11 protein-coding genes are annotated in these 15623 nt (G+C 61.1%); all 11 read left to right on the forward strand.

Annotated elements, in window-relative coordinates; translation table 11 throughout:
• Positions 1-266: 266 nt before the first annotated feature.
• Positions 267-3293: a dockerin type I repeat-containing protein gene (locus tag IJL83_00220; protein ID MBQ6552037.1), complete on the forward strand. Its 3027-nt coding sequence runs from the start codon at positions 267-269 to the stop codon at positions 3291-3293.
• 413 nt (positions 3294-3706) lie between these two features.
• Complete coding sequence (purE, locus tag IJL83_00225; GenBank protein MBQ6552038.1) at positions 3707-4183, forward strand: 5-(carboxyamino)imidazole ribonucleotide mutase; 477 nt, start codon at positions 3707-3709, stop codon at positions 4181-4183.
• A gap of 26 nt (positions 4184-4209) precedes the next feature.
• Entirely contained in the window at positions 4210-4920 is a 711-nt protein-coding gene (locus IJL83_00230; protein ID MBQ6552039.1) for a phosphoribosylaminoimidazolesuccinocarboxamide synthase, read from the forward strand.
• Between the two features lie 36 nt (positions 4921-4956).
• Positions 4957-6378, forward strand: a complete 1422-nt coding sequence (locus IJL83_00235) for an amidophosphoribosyltransferase (protein ID MBQ6552040.1) — start codon at positions 4957-4959, stop codon at positions 6376-6378.
• A gap of 4 nt (positions 6379-6382) precedes the next feature.
• Positions 6383-7417, forward strand: coding sequence for a phosphoribosylformylglycinamidine cyclo-ligase (locus IJL83_00240; protein ID MBQ6552041.1), 1035 nt, complete (start codon positions 6383-6385; stop codon positions 7415-7417).
• Positions 7418-7429: 12 nt separating this feature from the next.
• Complete coding sequence (locus IJL83_00245) at positions 7430-8017, forward strand: phosphoribosylglycinamide formyltransferase (GenBank protein ID MBQ6552042.1); 588 nt, start codon at positions 7430-7432, stop codon at positions 8015-8017.
• A gap of 22 nt (positions 8018-8039) precedes the next feature.
• Positions 8040-8723: an IMP cyclohydrolase gene (locus IJL83_00250; GenBank protein MBQ6552043.1), complete on the forward strand. Its 684-nt coding sequence runs from the start codon at positions 8040-8042 to the stop codon at positions 8721-8723.
• A gap of 18 nt (positions 8724-8741) precedes the next feature.
• The gene (locus IJL83_00255; GenBank protein ID MBQ6552044.1) at positions 8742-9914 is read left to right on the forward strand and encodes a phosphoribosylaminoimidazolecarboxamide formyltransferase; all 1173 of its coding nucleotides are present in this window, start codon (positions 8742-8744) and stop codon (positions 9912-9914) included.
• A gap of 25 nt (positions 9915-9939) precedes the next feature.
• Positions 9940-11205 (forward strand): phosphoribosylamine--glycine ligase, encoded by a 1266-nt coding sequence (gene purD, locus IJL83_00260; protein MBQ6552045.1) that lies wholly within the window; start codon positions 9940-9942, stop codon positions 11203-11205.
• 12 nt (positions 11206-11217) lie between these two features.
• Positions 11218-14916: a phosphoribosylformylglycinamidine synthase gene (locus IJL83_00265; GenBank protein ID MBQ6552046.1), complete on the forward strand. Its 3699-nt coding sequence runs from the start codon at positions 11218-11220 to the stop codon at positions 14914-14916.
• 1 nt (position 14917) lies between these two features.
• The gene (locus IJL83_00270) at positions 14918-15427 is read left to right on the forward strand and encodes a M48 family metallopeptidase (protein ID MBQ6552047.1); all 510 of its coding nucleotides are present in this window, start codon (positions 14918-14920) and stop codon (positions 15425-15427) included.
• Positions 15428-15623: the final 196 nt, after the last annotated feature.

Consider the following 15623-nt stretch of genomic DNA (forward strand, 5'->3'; position numbering starts at 1 on the left):
ACCCACGGGACCCATTTATGGGTAGTAAGTAACAGATGCATGGCTGGCAGGCCAATCTAAAACGCACTTGTGCGTCGCCAGTATTATAAGGGCTATGCCCGAAAATGAAATACCCCCCGTTTTACGGGGGGATATTTATTTCTTAACGGAAATATCACAATTTCCTTGCATTTTTGCCTTTTATATGATAAACTCAAATAGTGTATGATATCGGGGCGTATCGTTTCGCTCCGACACGCAGAAATATAAGATTTCGGAGGCAAATTATGAAGAACACCGCGAAAAAGAGCTTGGCGGTACTGCTTACCGCCTGCATGCTGCTCGCCGTTGTCTGCTCGCTCGGAAGCGTGAGCATAATAGCTTCGGCGGCGCATCCCGACTATTATGAATTCGTTGAGATGCCCGGCTTCGGCGTCTGGACCGACGAGGAGCTGGCGACGCTCTACGAGGAGTACACCGCTGCGCCCGTGCACAGCACGGAGAACCTGCCGGAAGGCGTCGACGACGCGGTGAAATTCACGATCACGAGCGTCGATAAGACCTGGGGATCCGCGACGATAAACTCCGGCAATCTCCGCAACAAGAACACCGCAACGCAGGAACCGGGATTCTCCTGGGGCGCAATGAGTCTTCCCGGCGGCAAGAGCATCGTCGGCGACAAGACTTTTGCCGACAGCGACGGCATCTGCTTCTGGGTAGGCGGAGCCGGCGGCAGATACGAGGGCAAGATGAAGATGCAGATGTTCCTCGCGGAATGCAGAGGCCCGTTCTATGACTACAACAAGGGTCTTGACGACGGAACTAACGAGCTCGGCGACGCTCCGATCGGCTACAGATACGAGAGTACCAGCAAGGGCACCGACGCCGACGGCTATATCTTCTTCGACTTTGACGAGGACTTCAGACAGGTCGACTGGTGGGCGACTGACGACGACGGTATCAACCAGAGCGTCAGCATCTTCGGCGAAACCAACCTGAAACCCATCCCCGAGAAAGTCAGGGAGACAATGAACGGTATCACGGTCTGCTTCCTTAACGTCTCCGTCGGCACCGAGATCTACATTGCCGACATTAAGGGATATAAAGACACCCGTGTTTTCGTCGACAGTCTCGACGACGCGATATCCCGTTTCGATTCTCTCAATCCCGACGCTTACACCGAGGCGTCATATATGGCCGCCACCGAGGTCTACCTCGAGGCCGTTGAAATGTTCACAAGCGGCGACGAATTCACCCAGACGGAGATCGACTTCGCGGCGCGCAGACTCAATTGCGCCATAGACGGGCTTGATCCGATGTTCCCCGCCAAGTCTTCTACCGAGATCGCCGGCTTTGAAGTCTGGGACGATGACGATCTGCTCGAAATGGCCGACGGCGGCGTCTGCACGGACGTTGCCTATTTCGAGGAAGCCGAAGACGGCACGGATATTGTTATCATCAGCACCGCGAGCACCGGCGCTCCCGATTATGGCTGGAGCCGATTCATCTCCGCTATTGACGGCGGCGGCTCGTACGAAGCGGTGAAGAATCCCTTCGGCGCCGACTTGAGCAATACCGCCGGTTTCTGCTTCACCCTCAAATATGAAGGGACCTATCAGCCCACCGACATTCAGCTCGGTGTCGGCGTCACTGACGGCCCGTATTTCATTGCCGCCAATCCCGACGTCAAATTCCCCGAGGCACCCGAGAGAGAGGGCCTCGTCAGCGTCGCGTGGTCCGCGTTCTATGACGAGGAGGACGACGAGGATATCTACGATTGGCTCGATCAGCTTGACTACTTTGAACTGCGTCTTGCCGATTCTACGCAGGAGCAGTTCCGAATCAGAGACCTTTATGCATTCGAGTGGGCGATAAACGATGCCGACTTTGCCCCCGCCGCCGAGGCGGCCGAAGCCGCGAGAGCTGAGCTTGAAGAGCTCGGCGAAACCAATTTCTACCCCGCCGGCTGGGAAGAATACGTCGCCGCCATCGATAAAGCGGCGATGTTGCCCGACGTCTACGGCGCTACCGACGAAGACGTCGTCGATGCGGTCTCTGCGATCGAAACCGCGCGCAACGCGCTTGTCCCGATCGGATCCGCTGACTACGGCAAGATGAAGGATCTGCACGAGACCTACAAGGCCGCTGGCGCTTTCTGGTACGGCAACTACACACTTTCCGCAGGCACCAAACTCAACAGAGCCATCGATGCTTATGCGAGAGTTATGGATACCGCTATCAGCAATGAAGACGCCGACGAGCTGCTTGCCGATTTCCAGTCCGCCGTAACGGGTCTCAAGGCGATCAGCCCCAAGACGATCAACGACACGGCGATTTATTCCTTTGAGGATTACACGCCCTTCGATCTCGACTACTGTATGGCGTACCGTTCCTCCGGCGTCGCCTACTCGCTCGCCGAGAACTCCGACGGCGTCCAGGCACTTTCGATGAAGGTGCTCAGATACATCGCCGCCGGCGACGATGCCGCCATGAGATTCTATCCTTTCTTTAACGACTACCTTACCCGTCCGCTGAAGAAGTCCGCGCTGGTCGGCGACCTGAGCAAGATAACCGGTTTCTTCTTCGACGTCGAGGTCAACGACCTCTCGCTGACGAAGGACGCGCTTCTGACCTTCGGCGTGCTGAACCGCACCGCCGATAAGCACTTCAACAAGTGCGCCGACACGGTTCGCATCCCTGCGTCCGGCAAGGGCAGGGTATACGTACCGATCAACTCGCTGCTCGTCACTCCGGACGACAGCACCGGCTCCATCGCGCTGAACAATATCGACGGTTATTACTTCGAGGTCACCGGCGAGGTCTGCGAAGGGTTCGAGATCAAGATTACGAACATCTGCGCATACACCGGCACGACCAACGCCGTTCCGGAAGCGCCCGAGATCCTCAACGTCACCGAGGGCGAGGATTACGAAGCCGGCTTCATTCCGCAGTGGAGCGACGGCGTTGCGCTGCTTGACGGCGAGTATTACGTCTTCGGAACACCGATCGTCTATAACGGCGGACACAAGCTCACCGTCGGCACCGGCGCAAACAGCACCGAGGTCAACTTCACGATTTCCGGCGGCGTCGAGCCCCCGGCTCCCGCGAACAAGAAGGGCGACCCGACCGGCAACGGCAAGATCGAAGTCGATGACGCGCTTGCCGCGCTCCGCGTTGCGGCGAAGCTCGCGGAACCCACACCCGAGCTCCTCGCGACCTGCGACATTGACGGCAACGGCAAAATCGAGGTCGACGACGCGCTTGCGATCCTCCGCGTCGCAGCGAAGCTGGCGGACGAGACTTCTCTCGGATAAATCGCTGCGGCAGAAGAACCTTTTTGTGCTGAAATCAGATAATGGGCGGCCCGTTCACAGAAGAACGGGCTGTCCTTTATTTTGTGTTCCGGCGGCAAAATAAACATAAAACGACGCAAAATATTGAATCAATTTTACATATCGGTTAGTTGACAAAGCCGGTTGCCGTGATGTATAATAATATCATAATGACGGGATGTTTTTCCGAAGGGGTGGTGTCGTTGAGAACTGTTCCGGCCTGTGTGTCAAAAGTATGCTGCGGAACGGGCACGACTGCACCCGTAACGCCCGGTCACGAGTCCCTCCGTAAAGGGCAGGGGTGCCTCCATAATAAAACAGGTCTGTAAAGGCGTAGCACGGATAAGTGCACGCCTTTTTATATTTCATTTTTGATCTGAAAGCGAGGAACAGATATGTTGAAGGTCGGTATCATAATGGGCAGTGCCGGAGATCTCGAGAAGGTCGCGCCGGCGGCGAAAACGCTGAAAGAGTTCGGCGTCCCGTACGAAGCGAAGGTGCTCTCCGCGCACCGCACTCCCGACGAAGCCGCCGCGTTCGCGGCATCCGCGCGCGAAAACGGCTTCGGAGCGCTCATCTGCGCCGCGGGCAAGGCCGCGCATCTCGCCGGCGCCGTCGCCGCGAGAACGACGCTTCCGGTCATCGGCATACCCGTTAAGACGTCCGCGCTCGAGGGCATGGACGCGCTGCTTTCCACCGTGCAGATGCCGGCGGGAATGCCCGTCGCCACCGTCGCCATCGACGGCGCGGTCAACGCCGCGCTGCTCGCCGTCCAGATCCTCGCCGTCACCGACGCCTCCCTCGCCGCGAAGCTTGAGGCGAAGCGCGCCGCCGACCGCGAAAAGATCCTCGCGGCCGAACTCGATATATAAAAGAATGATATAAAGGAGAAACAACTATGGAAAAGCTTCAGCAGCTCTATGAAGGCAAGGCCAAAAAGGTCTTTACCACCGAGAACCCCGACCTGCTCATCGTCAGCTACAAAGACGACGCCACCGCCTTCAACGGCGAGAAAAAGGGCACCATTGTCGGCAAGGGCGTGGTCAACAACCGCGTCACCAACCGCCTGATGAAATACCTCGAGGCCAACGGCGTCCCCACTCACTTCGTGGAGGAGCTGAACGACCGCGAAACTCTCGTCAAGCGCGTTAAGATCGTTCCGCTCGAGGTCATCGTGCGCAACATCGCCGCCGGCTCGCTCGCGAAGCGCCTCGGGCTCGAGGAGGGAACTCCGATGAAGCGCACCGTGCTCGAATACTGCTACAAGGACGACGCGCTCGGCGACCCGATGGTGAACGAGTATCACATTCTCGCGATGGAATACGCCACCGAGGAGGAGCTGAAGCTCATCGCCGGCTACTCGCTGCGCATCAACGAGCTGCTCGGCAGCTTCTTCGAGAAGCTCGGCGTGCGGCTGATAGACTTCAAGCTCGAATACGGCCGCACCTCCGACGGCAGCATCGTGCTCGCGGACGAGATCTCGCCCGACACCTGCCGCTTCTGGGATATCGCCACCGGCATGAAGCTCGATAAAGACCGCTTCCGCAGAGATCTCGGCGGCGTCGAGGACGCTTATAACGAGATACTGAAGCGCGTTTTCTCGGAGTAATTATCCGTCTGTTCAGATCTAAAAGTGAGGTTACATATGTTCGACAAGATCCATGAGGAATGCGGAGTATTCGGCGTCTACGCCGACAAAAAGACCGACGTCGCGGGGCTTTGCTACTACGGCCTCTTCGCCCTGCAGCACAGAGGGCAGGAGAGCTGCGGTATCTACGTCAACGACGACGGCGTGATAAACGGCTACAAGGCCGCCGGCATCGTCAACGACGTCTTCACGCGTCCGGTGCTCGAATCGCTCGGGCAGGGCAGTATGGCGCTCGGCCACGTCCGCTACGGCACCGCCGGCAGCAGCGGAAACAAGAATGCGCAGCCCGTGCAGATAAATCACATCAAAGGGTCGATGGCGCTCGCGTACAACGGCAATATCGCCAACGCCATGGCGCTGCGCGAAAAGCTTGAGAGTACCGGCTCTATCTTCCACACCACCGGCGACGCCGAGGTCATCGCTTACGTCGTTACAAGGGAGAGGATGAACGCCCCCTCGATCGAAGCCGCGGTCTCCGCCACTATGAAACAGCTCGTAGGCGCGTATTCGATCCTGCTCATGTCGCCGCGCAAGCTCGTCGCCGCTCGCGATCCCATGGGCTTCCACCCGCTCTGCATCGGTCGGAAGGACGGGATGTACGTCGTCGCCTCCGAGACCTGCGCGCTCGACTCCGTCGGCGCGAAGTTCCTCCGCGACGTCGAGCCGGGCGAGATCGTGATAATAGATGAAGACGGCGTCCGCTCCGACAAGAGCAACTGCATAGAAGGCAAAAAATCGCTCTGCGTTTTCGAATTCGTATACTTCGCGCGTCCCGACTCGGTCGTCGACGGCAGCTCGGTGCATATCGCGCGCCGCCGCGCGGGCGCGATGCTTGCCCTGCGCCATCCCGTCAACGCCGACGTCGTCATCGGCACGCCGGACAGCGGCATAGACGCCGCGATCGGCTACGCGAACGAATCCGGCATCCCCTACGCCGTCGGGCTCATCAAGAATAAGTACATCGGCAGGACGTTTATAGACATCGGCCAGGACTACCGCATGGACCGCGTCAAGATCAAGCTTAACGCCGTCTCCGCGGTCGTTAAGGACAAGCGCGTCATCCTCGTCGACGACAGCATCGTGCGCGGCACCACCAGCGCCCGCATCGTCAAGATGCTGAAGGACGCGGGCGCGAAAGAGGTGCATCTGCGCATCTCCTCGCCGCCGTTCCTCTATCCCTGCTACTTCGGCACGGATATCGACTCGCAGGACGTGCTGATCGCCTGCAAGCATCCGGTCGAAGAGATCGCGAAGATCGTCGTCGCCGACTCGCTCGGCTACCTCGCGATAGAGGATATGCCCAAGCTCGCGTACAACACCAAGCTCGAGATATGCGACGCCTGCTTCACCGGCGAATACCCGATAGACGTCCCGAAGGAGCAGAAGAGCTTCCGTTTCGAGAAAAAGATTTCGGAGTGATAATATGGAAAAGAGCTACAGCGAGAGCTACAAAAACGCGGGAGTCGACATAACCGCGGGCTACGAGGCCGTCCGGCTTATGAAGGTCAGCATCGCGCGCACGGTAACTCCCGGCGTGCTTTCCGGACTCGGCGGCTTCGGCGGCCTGTTTCAGCCCGACCTTTCGGGTATGAAGCGCCCCGTGCTCGTTTCCGGCACCGACGGAGTAGGCACGAAGCTGAAGCTGGCGTTCCTGCTGGATAAGCACGACACCGTCGGCATCGACTGCGTCGCGATGTGCGTCAACGACGTCATCTGCTGCGGGGCGAAGCCGCTGTTCTTCCTCGACTATATCGCGCTCGGCAAAAACGTGCCGCAGCGCGTCGCGGATATCGTCGCCGGCGTTGCGGAGGGCTGCGTGCAGTCCGGCGCCGCGCTCATCGGAGGCGAGACCGCCGAAATGCCCGGCTTTTACCCCGAGGACGAATACGACCTCGCGGGCTTCTGCGTCGGCGTCGCGGACGCGGACAGGATAATCGACAAAGAGCGCGTCGAAACCGGCGACGTTATCATCGCGCTGCCGTCTTCGGGCGTCCACTCGAACGGCTTTTCGCTCGTTCGCAAGGTCTTCGACGTCGAACGCGCCGACCTCGGCGCCTACGCCGACCGCCTCGGCAAGCCGCTCGGCGAATGCCTGCTGACGCCTACGAAGATATACGTAAAGCCGATGCTCGCGCTGTTCGGCTCCGTCGACGTCAAGGGGGTTTCCCACATCACCGGCGGCGGCTTCTACGAGAACATCCCGCGCGCGCTGCCGGACGGCAAATGCGCGAGGATAGACCGCGCTTCGCTGCGCGTTCCGCCCATATTCGGCCTCATAGCCGAGAAGGGCGGTATCCCCGAGCGCGATATGTTCAACACCTACAACATGGGCGTCGGCATGAGCGTCATCGTTCCCGCCGCGCAGGCGGACGGGGCGCTGCGCGTGCTGAAAAACGCGGGCGAGGACGCGTACGTCATCGGCGAGGTCGCCGAGGGCGACGGCGTCGTCATCGAATAAGGAGAAACTGCTATGACTGACGGAAGAGTCGCGGTGCTCGTCTCCGGAGGCGGCACGAACCTGCAGGCGCTTATAGACGCGCAGAAGAAGGGGATAATCAGGAGCGGCCGCATCGTGCTCGTCGTTTCCAGCAACCCCGACGCGTACGCGCTTACGCGCGCGAAGAAGGCGGATATCCCGACCTTCGTCGCGGAGAAGGGCGCAAATTTCGAGAAGAGCATCATCGCCGCGATAGAGGAGGCGAAGGCGGATTTCATCGTCCTCGCCGGTTTCATGAAGATACTCAGCGCGGATTTCGTCCGGCGCTATGAGAGAAGGATAATCAACGTCCATCCGGCGCTCATCCCGTCCTTCTGCGGCGAGGGATTTTACGGCCTTAAGGTGCATCAGGCGGCGCTGGACTACGGCGTGAAGGTCACCGGCGCGACGGTGCATTTCGTCAACGAGATACCCGACGGCGGCGAAATAATCGCGCAGAAGGCGGTCGCGATCCGCGAGGACGATACCGCCGAAACGCTGCAGAAGCGTGTTATGCGCCTTGCGGAGCACAAGATACTTCCGCTCGCGCTTGAAAAATGCCTGAGTGAAGCCCGTCGCTGACGGGAGAGAAAGGAGCAAAACAATGGTTGAACTGAAAGAGTACTTATCGTCAAACGCCTATCCCGGCAGAGGGATAATCATCGGCAGAACTTCCGACGGCAGCGCCGCTGTCGCGTACTTCATCATGGGGCGCAGCGTCAACAGCCGCAACCGCGTCTTCGTCGCGGACGGCGACGGCATACGCACCGAGGCGAAGGATCCCTCCAAGCTTGTCGATCCGTCGCTCATCATATACTCGCCGGTCAGAGTCATCGGCGACAAGCTGATCGTTACGAACGGCGACCAGACCGATACGATCTATGATTTCATAGCGGACGGCAAGACCTTCGAGCAGGCGCTCGACACCCGCTGCTACGAGCCGGACGAGCCGAATTTCACCCCGCGCATCAGCGGTATGCTCGACGAAAGCGACGGCTCCTATAAGCTCAGCATCCTGCGCTGCAAAAACGGCGAATGCGAGCGCGTTTACCGCGATTACGCGCCCGTTCCGGGCGCCGGACACATAATCCACACCTACGATTCGGACGGCTCGCCGATCCCCTCCTTCTCGGGAGATCCCGTCGAGGTGCGCATCCCCGACAGCATCGAGGAGTTCACCTCGATCCTCTGGGAGAATCTCAACGAAGACAACAAGGTCTCGCTTTTCGTCAGATACGTCAGCTCCAAAAACGGAATCGGCGAAACGAAGATCATCAACAAGTATTGATAAACGGAGGAAGCGAAAATGAAAGAGTTCACCCTGAAATACGGCTGCAATCCCAACCAGTCGCCCGCGCGTATATTCGTCGAGAGCGGCGAGCTGCCCGTTGAAGTACTCAACGGCAGGCCCGGCTATATCAATTTCCTCGACGCGTTCAACTCCTGGCAGCTCGTCAAGGAGCTGAAGGCGGCGCTCGGGCTTCCCGCCGCGGCGTCCTTCAAACACGTCAGCCCCGCCGGAGCGGCGGTCGGCCTTCCGCTTTCAGATACGCTCCGCAAGATATACTTCACCGGCGACGGCGAGCTTTCGCCGCTTGCCTGCGCCTACGCCAGAGCGCGCGGCGCGGACAGAATGTCATCCTTCGGCGACTGGATCGCGCTTTCCGACGTCTGCGACCTTTCCACCGCGAAGCTTATTCAGCACGAAGTATCCGACGGCGTGATCGCCCCCGGCTACGACGGCGACGCCCTCGAGGTGCTGAAATCAAAGCGCAAGGGCAACTACAATATCGTGAAGATCGACCCCGAATACGTTCCTCCGAAAACGGAGGTCAAGCAGGTCTTCGGCGTTTCCTTCGAGCAGGGGAGAAACGACCTCGAGATAAGCGAAAAGCTGCTTGAGAACGTAGTCACCGCCAACAAAGAGTTCCCCGAGAGCGCGAAGCGCGACCTTATCCTCGCGCTCATCACGCTGAAATATACCCAGTCCAACTCCGTCTGCTACGCGAAGGACGGTCAGGCGATCGGCGTAGGCGCCGGTCAGCAGTCGCGCATCCACTGCACCCGTCTCGCCGGCACGAAGGCGGATAACTGGCATCTGCGCCAGCATCCGAAGGTGCTCGCTCTGCCGTTCCGCGAGGATATAGCCCGCCCGAACAGGGACAACGCCATCGACGTTTACATTTCAGAGTTTTACGAAGACGTCATCGGCGACGGGGTCTGGCAGGAGTGCTTCACCCGCAAGCCCGAGCCGCTTACCCCCGCGGAGAAGCGCGGGTTCCTCGACGGCGTGAAGGGAGTTTCGCTCGGCAGCGACGCGTTCTTCCCCTTCGGCGACAACATCGAGCGCGCCGTCAAGAGCGGCGTGCAGTACATCTCCGAGCCCGGCGGCTCGATCCGCGACGAACAGGTCATCGAGACCTGCGACCGCTTCGGCGTGACGATGGCGTTCAGCGGCGTCCGCCTGTTCCACCACTGATAAACTAACCAAAGGAGAGCCGGTAATGAAGGTGCTCGTTGTCGGAAGCGGCGGCAGAGAACACGCCGTGATAAAGAAGCTGCGCGAAAGCGCGCTTGTCGATAAGATATACGCGCTGCCCGGAAACGGCGGCATCGCGCAGGACGCCGAATGCGTCCCAATAGGCGCGATGGAGCTGGAGAAGATCCGCGACTTCGCGGTCGAAAAGGGGATAGGCCTCGCCGTCGTGACGCCGGACGACCCGCTCGTCGCCGGCGCCGTCGACCTGCTCGAGGCCGCGGGAGTGCCCGCCTTCGGGCCCTGCAAAGCCGCCGCCGCGATAGAGGGCAGCAAGGCGTTCGCCAAGGAGCTGATGAAGAAATACGGCATCCCGACGGCGCGCTACGAGGTGTTCACCGATTGCGAAAAGGCGCTCGAATACGCCGCCTCCGCGCCCATGCCCTTCGTCGTCAAGGCGGACGGGCTCGCGCTCGGCAAGGGCGTCGTGATTCCCGCTACGAGGGAAGAGGCGCTCGCCGCCGTCCGCTCGATGATGTCGGGCGAGGCGTTCGGCGACAGCGGCAGAACGGTCGTCATCGAGGAGTTCCTCGAGGGGCCGGAGGTCTCCGTCCTCGCCTTCACCGACGGCAAAACGATCGTGCCGATGGTGTCCTCGATGGATCACAAACGCGCCCTCGACGGCGACAAGGGCCTGAACACCGGCGGCATGGGCACGGTCGCGCCCAACCCCTACTACACCGACGCCGTCGCGAAGGAGTGCATGGAGCGCATATTCCTGCCCACCGTCGCGGCGATGAACGCCGAAGGCCGCCCCTTCAAGGGCTGCCTCTATTTCGGACTGATGATAACGAAAGACGGCCCGAAGGTCATCGAATACAACTGCCGCTTCGGCGATCCCGAAACGCAGGTAGTGCTTCCGCTGCTGGAGGGCGACCTCGCGCGGATAATGCTCGCCGTCCGTAACGGCACGCTCGCGGAGGAAAGAGTATCCTTTTCGGATAAGCGCGCCGCCTGCGTGATCCTCGCCTCCGGCGGCTACCCGAAGGCGTACAAGAAGGGCTGCCCGATCACGATCGGCGACGTCGGCGGCGCCGTCGTCTACCACGCCGGCACGAAGCTGACGGAGGACGGACTCGTCACCTCCGGCGGCAGAGTTATGGGCGTGACCGCCGTCGGCGACACGCTGCGGCAGGCGCTCGACAGGGCTTACGCCGCCGCGGATAATATCAGCTTTGAAAATATGTATAAGCGGAGCGACATAGGCGCGAGAGCGCTTAAGGCCGCCGAATAACGGGAGAAGATTATGGTATATCGTGTTTTCACCGAGAGAAAGCGCGGCTTCGCCGCGGAGGCGGCGCGGACGCTTTCGGATATAAGAGAACTGCTCGGCGTGACCTCCGTCACGGGTGTGCGCCTGCTCAACCGCTACGACGCGGAGGGTATGAGCGAAGCGGATTTCCGCGCCTGCCTGACGACCGTCTTTTCCGAGCCGCAGACGGACGATATCCTGTTCGAACTGCCGCAGGGGAAATACACGGCGTTCGCCGTCGAATACCTGCCGGGGCAGTTCGATCAGCGCGCCGATTCCTGCGCGCAGTGCATCCAGCTCGCCTGCGGAGGCGAGCGCCCGGCCGTGCGAAGCGGCAAGGTCTACCTGCTCGAAGGCGACGTCACCCCCGCTCAGCTCGAAGCGGTGAAAAAGTACATCATCAACCCCGTCGAGAGCCGCGAGGCGTCCTTCGGCAAACCCGATACGCTGCGTATGGACGCCGACGCGCCCGCGGACGTCGCGGTTCTGGACGGCTTCACGCGGCTTGACGACGCGGGACTCGACAAGGTCATCGCCGACTACCGCCTTGCGATGGATTCGGCGGACATCGCCTTCTGCCGCGACTACTTCCGCGGAGAAGGGCGCGATCCGTCGCTTACCGAGCTGCGTATGCTCGATACCTACTGGTCCGACCACTGCCGCCACACCACCTTCGGCACGGTCATCGAGAGCGTCGAGCTCGCCGATCCCGCCGTCGCGGCGGCTTACGCGCGCTTTGAGGATATGCGCCGCGAGCTCGGCAGGACGAAACCCGTTACGCTGATGGAACTCGCGACTATCGGCGCGAAATATCTGAAAGCCAAGGGCCTTCTCACCGACCTTGACGAATCCGAGGAGATCAATGCCTGCACGGTGAAGATAAAAGCCGTCATCGACGGCGAGGCGCAGGACTGGCTGCTGCTCTTCAAAAACGAAACGCACAACCACCCGACCGAGATCGAGCCCTTCGGCGGAGCCGCCACCTGCATCGGCGGCGCGATTCGCGATCCGCTCTCCGGCAGGGCTTACGTATACCAGGCGATGCGCGTGACCGGCGCGTCCGACCCGACCGTTCCGATATCGGAAACGCTATCCGGCAAGCTGCCGCAGCGCAAGATAGTTACCGAAGCGGCGGCGGGATATTCATCTTACGGCAACCAGATCGGGCTCGCGACCGGGCTCGTTGACGAAATATACCATCCCGGCTACGCCGCGAAGCGCATGGAGATCGGCGCGGTCGTCGGCGCGGCTCCCGCGCGCAACGTGCGGCGCGAAGTTCCCGCCCCGGGCGACGTCGTGATCCTGCTCGGCGGCAGAACCGGCCGCGACGGCTGCGGCGGCGCGACCGGATCGTCAAAATCCCACTCCGTCGCCTCGCTCGAGCAGTGCGGCGCGGAGGTGCAGAAGGGCAACGCGCCCGAGGAGCGCAAGCTCCAGCGCCTCTTCCGCAACAGCGAGGCCGCGCGTTTGATAAAGCGCTGCAACGACTTCGGCGCGGGCGGCGTATCCGTCGCCATCGGCGAGCTCGCTGACGGCATGGAGATCAACCTCGACCTCGTTCCGAAGAAGTACGACGGGCTCGACGGCACCGAGCTCGCGATCAGCGAATCGCAGGAGCGTATGGCGGTCGTGCTCGCGGCCGCGGACAAGACGCGCTTCCTCGAGCTCGCCGCGGGCGAGAACCTCGAAGCCGTGCAGGTCGCGGAGATAACCGCCGAACCCCGCCTCGTCATGAAATGGCGCGGCAAAACCATAGTCGATATCTCGCGCGAGTTCCTCAATTCCAGCGGCGCGCCGAAATACACGTCCGTCAGGGTGGACGCTCCCGCGCCCGAAGCGGAAGCGCCTGCCGAAGGCGGCTTCGCGGAGCGCGTCAAGGCGCTCGCCTCGGACCTCAACGTCTGCTCCAAGCGCGGACTTTCCGAGCGCTTCGACTCGACCATAGGCGCGGCGACGCTGCTTTCGCCCTTCGGCGGAAAGCGCAGACGCACTCCCGCGCAGGCGATGGCGGCGCTGCTTCCGGCGGACGGTGAGACCGACGCCTGCTCGATAATGGCGTACGGCTTCGAGCCGTACCGCACCGAACGCGATCCCTACGCCGGCTCATATACCGCCGTCGCGCAGTCTATGGCGAAGGTCATCGCCGCGGGCGGCAAACGCGCGAATACGCATCTTACTTTCCAGGAATACTTTCAGCGGCTCGGCGCGGCGCCCGAAAACTGGGGCAAGCCGTTCGCCGCGCTGCTCGGCGCGCTCGACGCGCAGATAGACCTCTCCCTTGCCGCGATCGGCGGCAAGGACTCGATGAGCGGCAGCTTTGAGAAGCTCCACGTTCCGCCTACGCTCGTTTCATTCGCCGTCGCGTCCGGCGTTCAGTTCGACGTCATCGCGCCGGAGTTCAAACGCGCCGGAGCGCGCGTCTTCCTGCTCCGTCCGGACGAAGAGGGCGGCAGACCGACCGCCGCGGGACTGACCGCCGCGTTCGATTATGCGGAAAAGCTCATCGCGGATAAGAAGGCGGTTTCCGCCTACGTCATAGGCGGCAAGGGCGCCGCCGAGGGCGTGATGAAGTGCTGCTTCGGCAACGGCCTCGGCTTCGCCTTCGCGGACGGCGCGGATCCCTTCGCGCCGCACGCCTGCTCCTTCATTCTCGAAGTCGCCGACGGCTTCGAGCCGCGGGCCGCTGAGGGCTTTGAAATTTCGCTGCTCGGCGTTATTACAGACGAATACGCGATCGCGTACGGAAACGAAAAAGCCGGTTTAAGCGAAATTGAAGCGCTCTACGAGGGCCGCCTCGAATCCGTCTTCCACAGCTTCGCCGCGCCGGCGGAAAAACCGCCCGTGCTTGCGTATGAAGGCAGAAGCGCCGCCGCGCCGGCGGTGCTGACCGCGAAACCGCGCGTTTTCATACCCGTCTTCCCGGGCACGAACTGCGAATACGACACCGCCCGCGCCTTTGAGAAGGCGGGCGCGGAGCCGGACGTCTTCGTCCTGCGCAACCTCACCGCCGCGGATATCGCCGCCTCCGCTTCGGAAGCGGCGCGCCGCATAGCGCGGTCGCAGATCATATTCATCCCCGGCGGATTTTCCGGCGGCGACGAGCCGGACGGAAGCGGCAAGTTCATCACCGCGTTCTTCCGCAGCCCCGCCGTCAGCGAAGCGACGGGCGAGCTGCTCGACGTCCGCAAAGGACTTATGGGCGGCATCTGCAACGGCTTCCAGGCGCTCGTAAAGCTCGGCCTGCTGCCTTACGGCCGCATCAGAGAAGCGACCGCCGACTCCCCGACGCTGACCTACAACGTTATCGGCAGACACCAGTCGCGTATGGTGCTGACACGCGTCGCGTCCGCGCTTTCGCCCTGGCTTTCCGCCTGCGAGGTCGGCGACGTCCATCTCGTTCCCGTTTCCCACGGCGAAGGCCGCTTCGTCGCGCCGGAGCCGCTGCTTCGCGAGCTCGCGGATAACGGGCAGATCGCGACTCAGTACTGTGACGCGGAGGGAACGCCCTCCGGCGATATCGAATACAACCCCAACGGTTCCTACTGGGCGGTGGAGGGCATAACCTCCGCCGACGGCCGCATTTTCGGCAAGATGGGGCACAGCGAACGCGTTTACGGCAAGCTTTACAAAAACATACCCCACACGCGCGAGAACGGAATGTTCGCCTCGGCGGTGAGGTATTTCAAGGGCTGATATGGACGTAAAGGTGATACGAAGCGACCGCCGCACCGCGTCGGTCGAAATATCGCGGGACCTGACCGTCACCGTCCGCGTGCCGCGGCGCTTTTCGGACGAGCGGGTGCAGGCGTTCGTCGAACGCAGCTCCGGCTGGATAGAGAAGCACCTGCAGGCGCAGCGCGAGCGCAACGCGCGGCTCCGTTTTCCCGTCGACGCCGACCCCGCGTTACTGCGCGCGGAGGCGGAAAAAGAACTGCCGCCGCTGCTTGAGAAGTATATCGCGCTTACCGGTCTGAAGCCGAAGGCGGTGAAGGTCAACTCGGCGAAAAAGCGGCTCGGCAGCTGTTCGCCGGACGGCACGATCCACTTTTCATACACGCTGATGCTTTACCCGCCCGAAGCGGTCGAATACGTCGTGCTGCACGAGCTGGCGCACCTGAAGGAGCGCAACCATCAGCGCGGATTTTACGCGCTGATAGAACGCTATATGCCGGACTGGCGCTCCCGCAGGGAAATGCTGAAATAGGGCCGCGGCAAACAGCGGCATAACAAAAGGTCTCATCCGCAGATGAGACCTTTTCTTTGTCAAAGGAAAACCACGCGATAGTCGCGTGGTTCAAAAGAGGTTAACCGATGAAAGAAACCTCCGTTTGTGATAAGATAGAAATGACCTGCCAGTCATGACTAAGAAACAAACGGAGGATTTCGATGTGGGAAAAGGG

This window comes from Clostridia bacterium (assembly GCA_017438525.1).
Taxonomy (GTDB): Bacteria; Bacillota; Clostridia; order Oscillospirales; family RGIG8002; genus RGIG8002.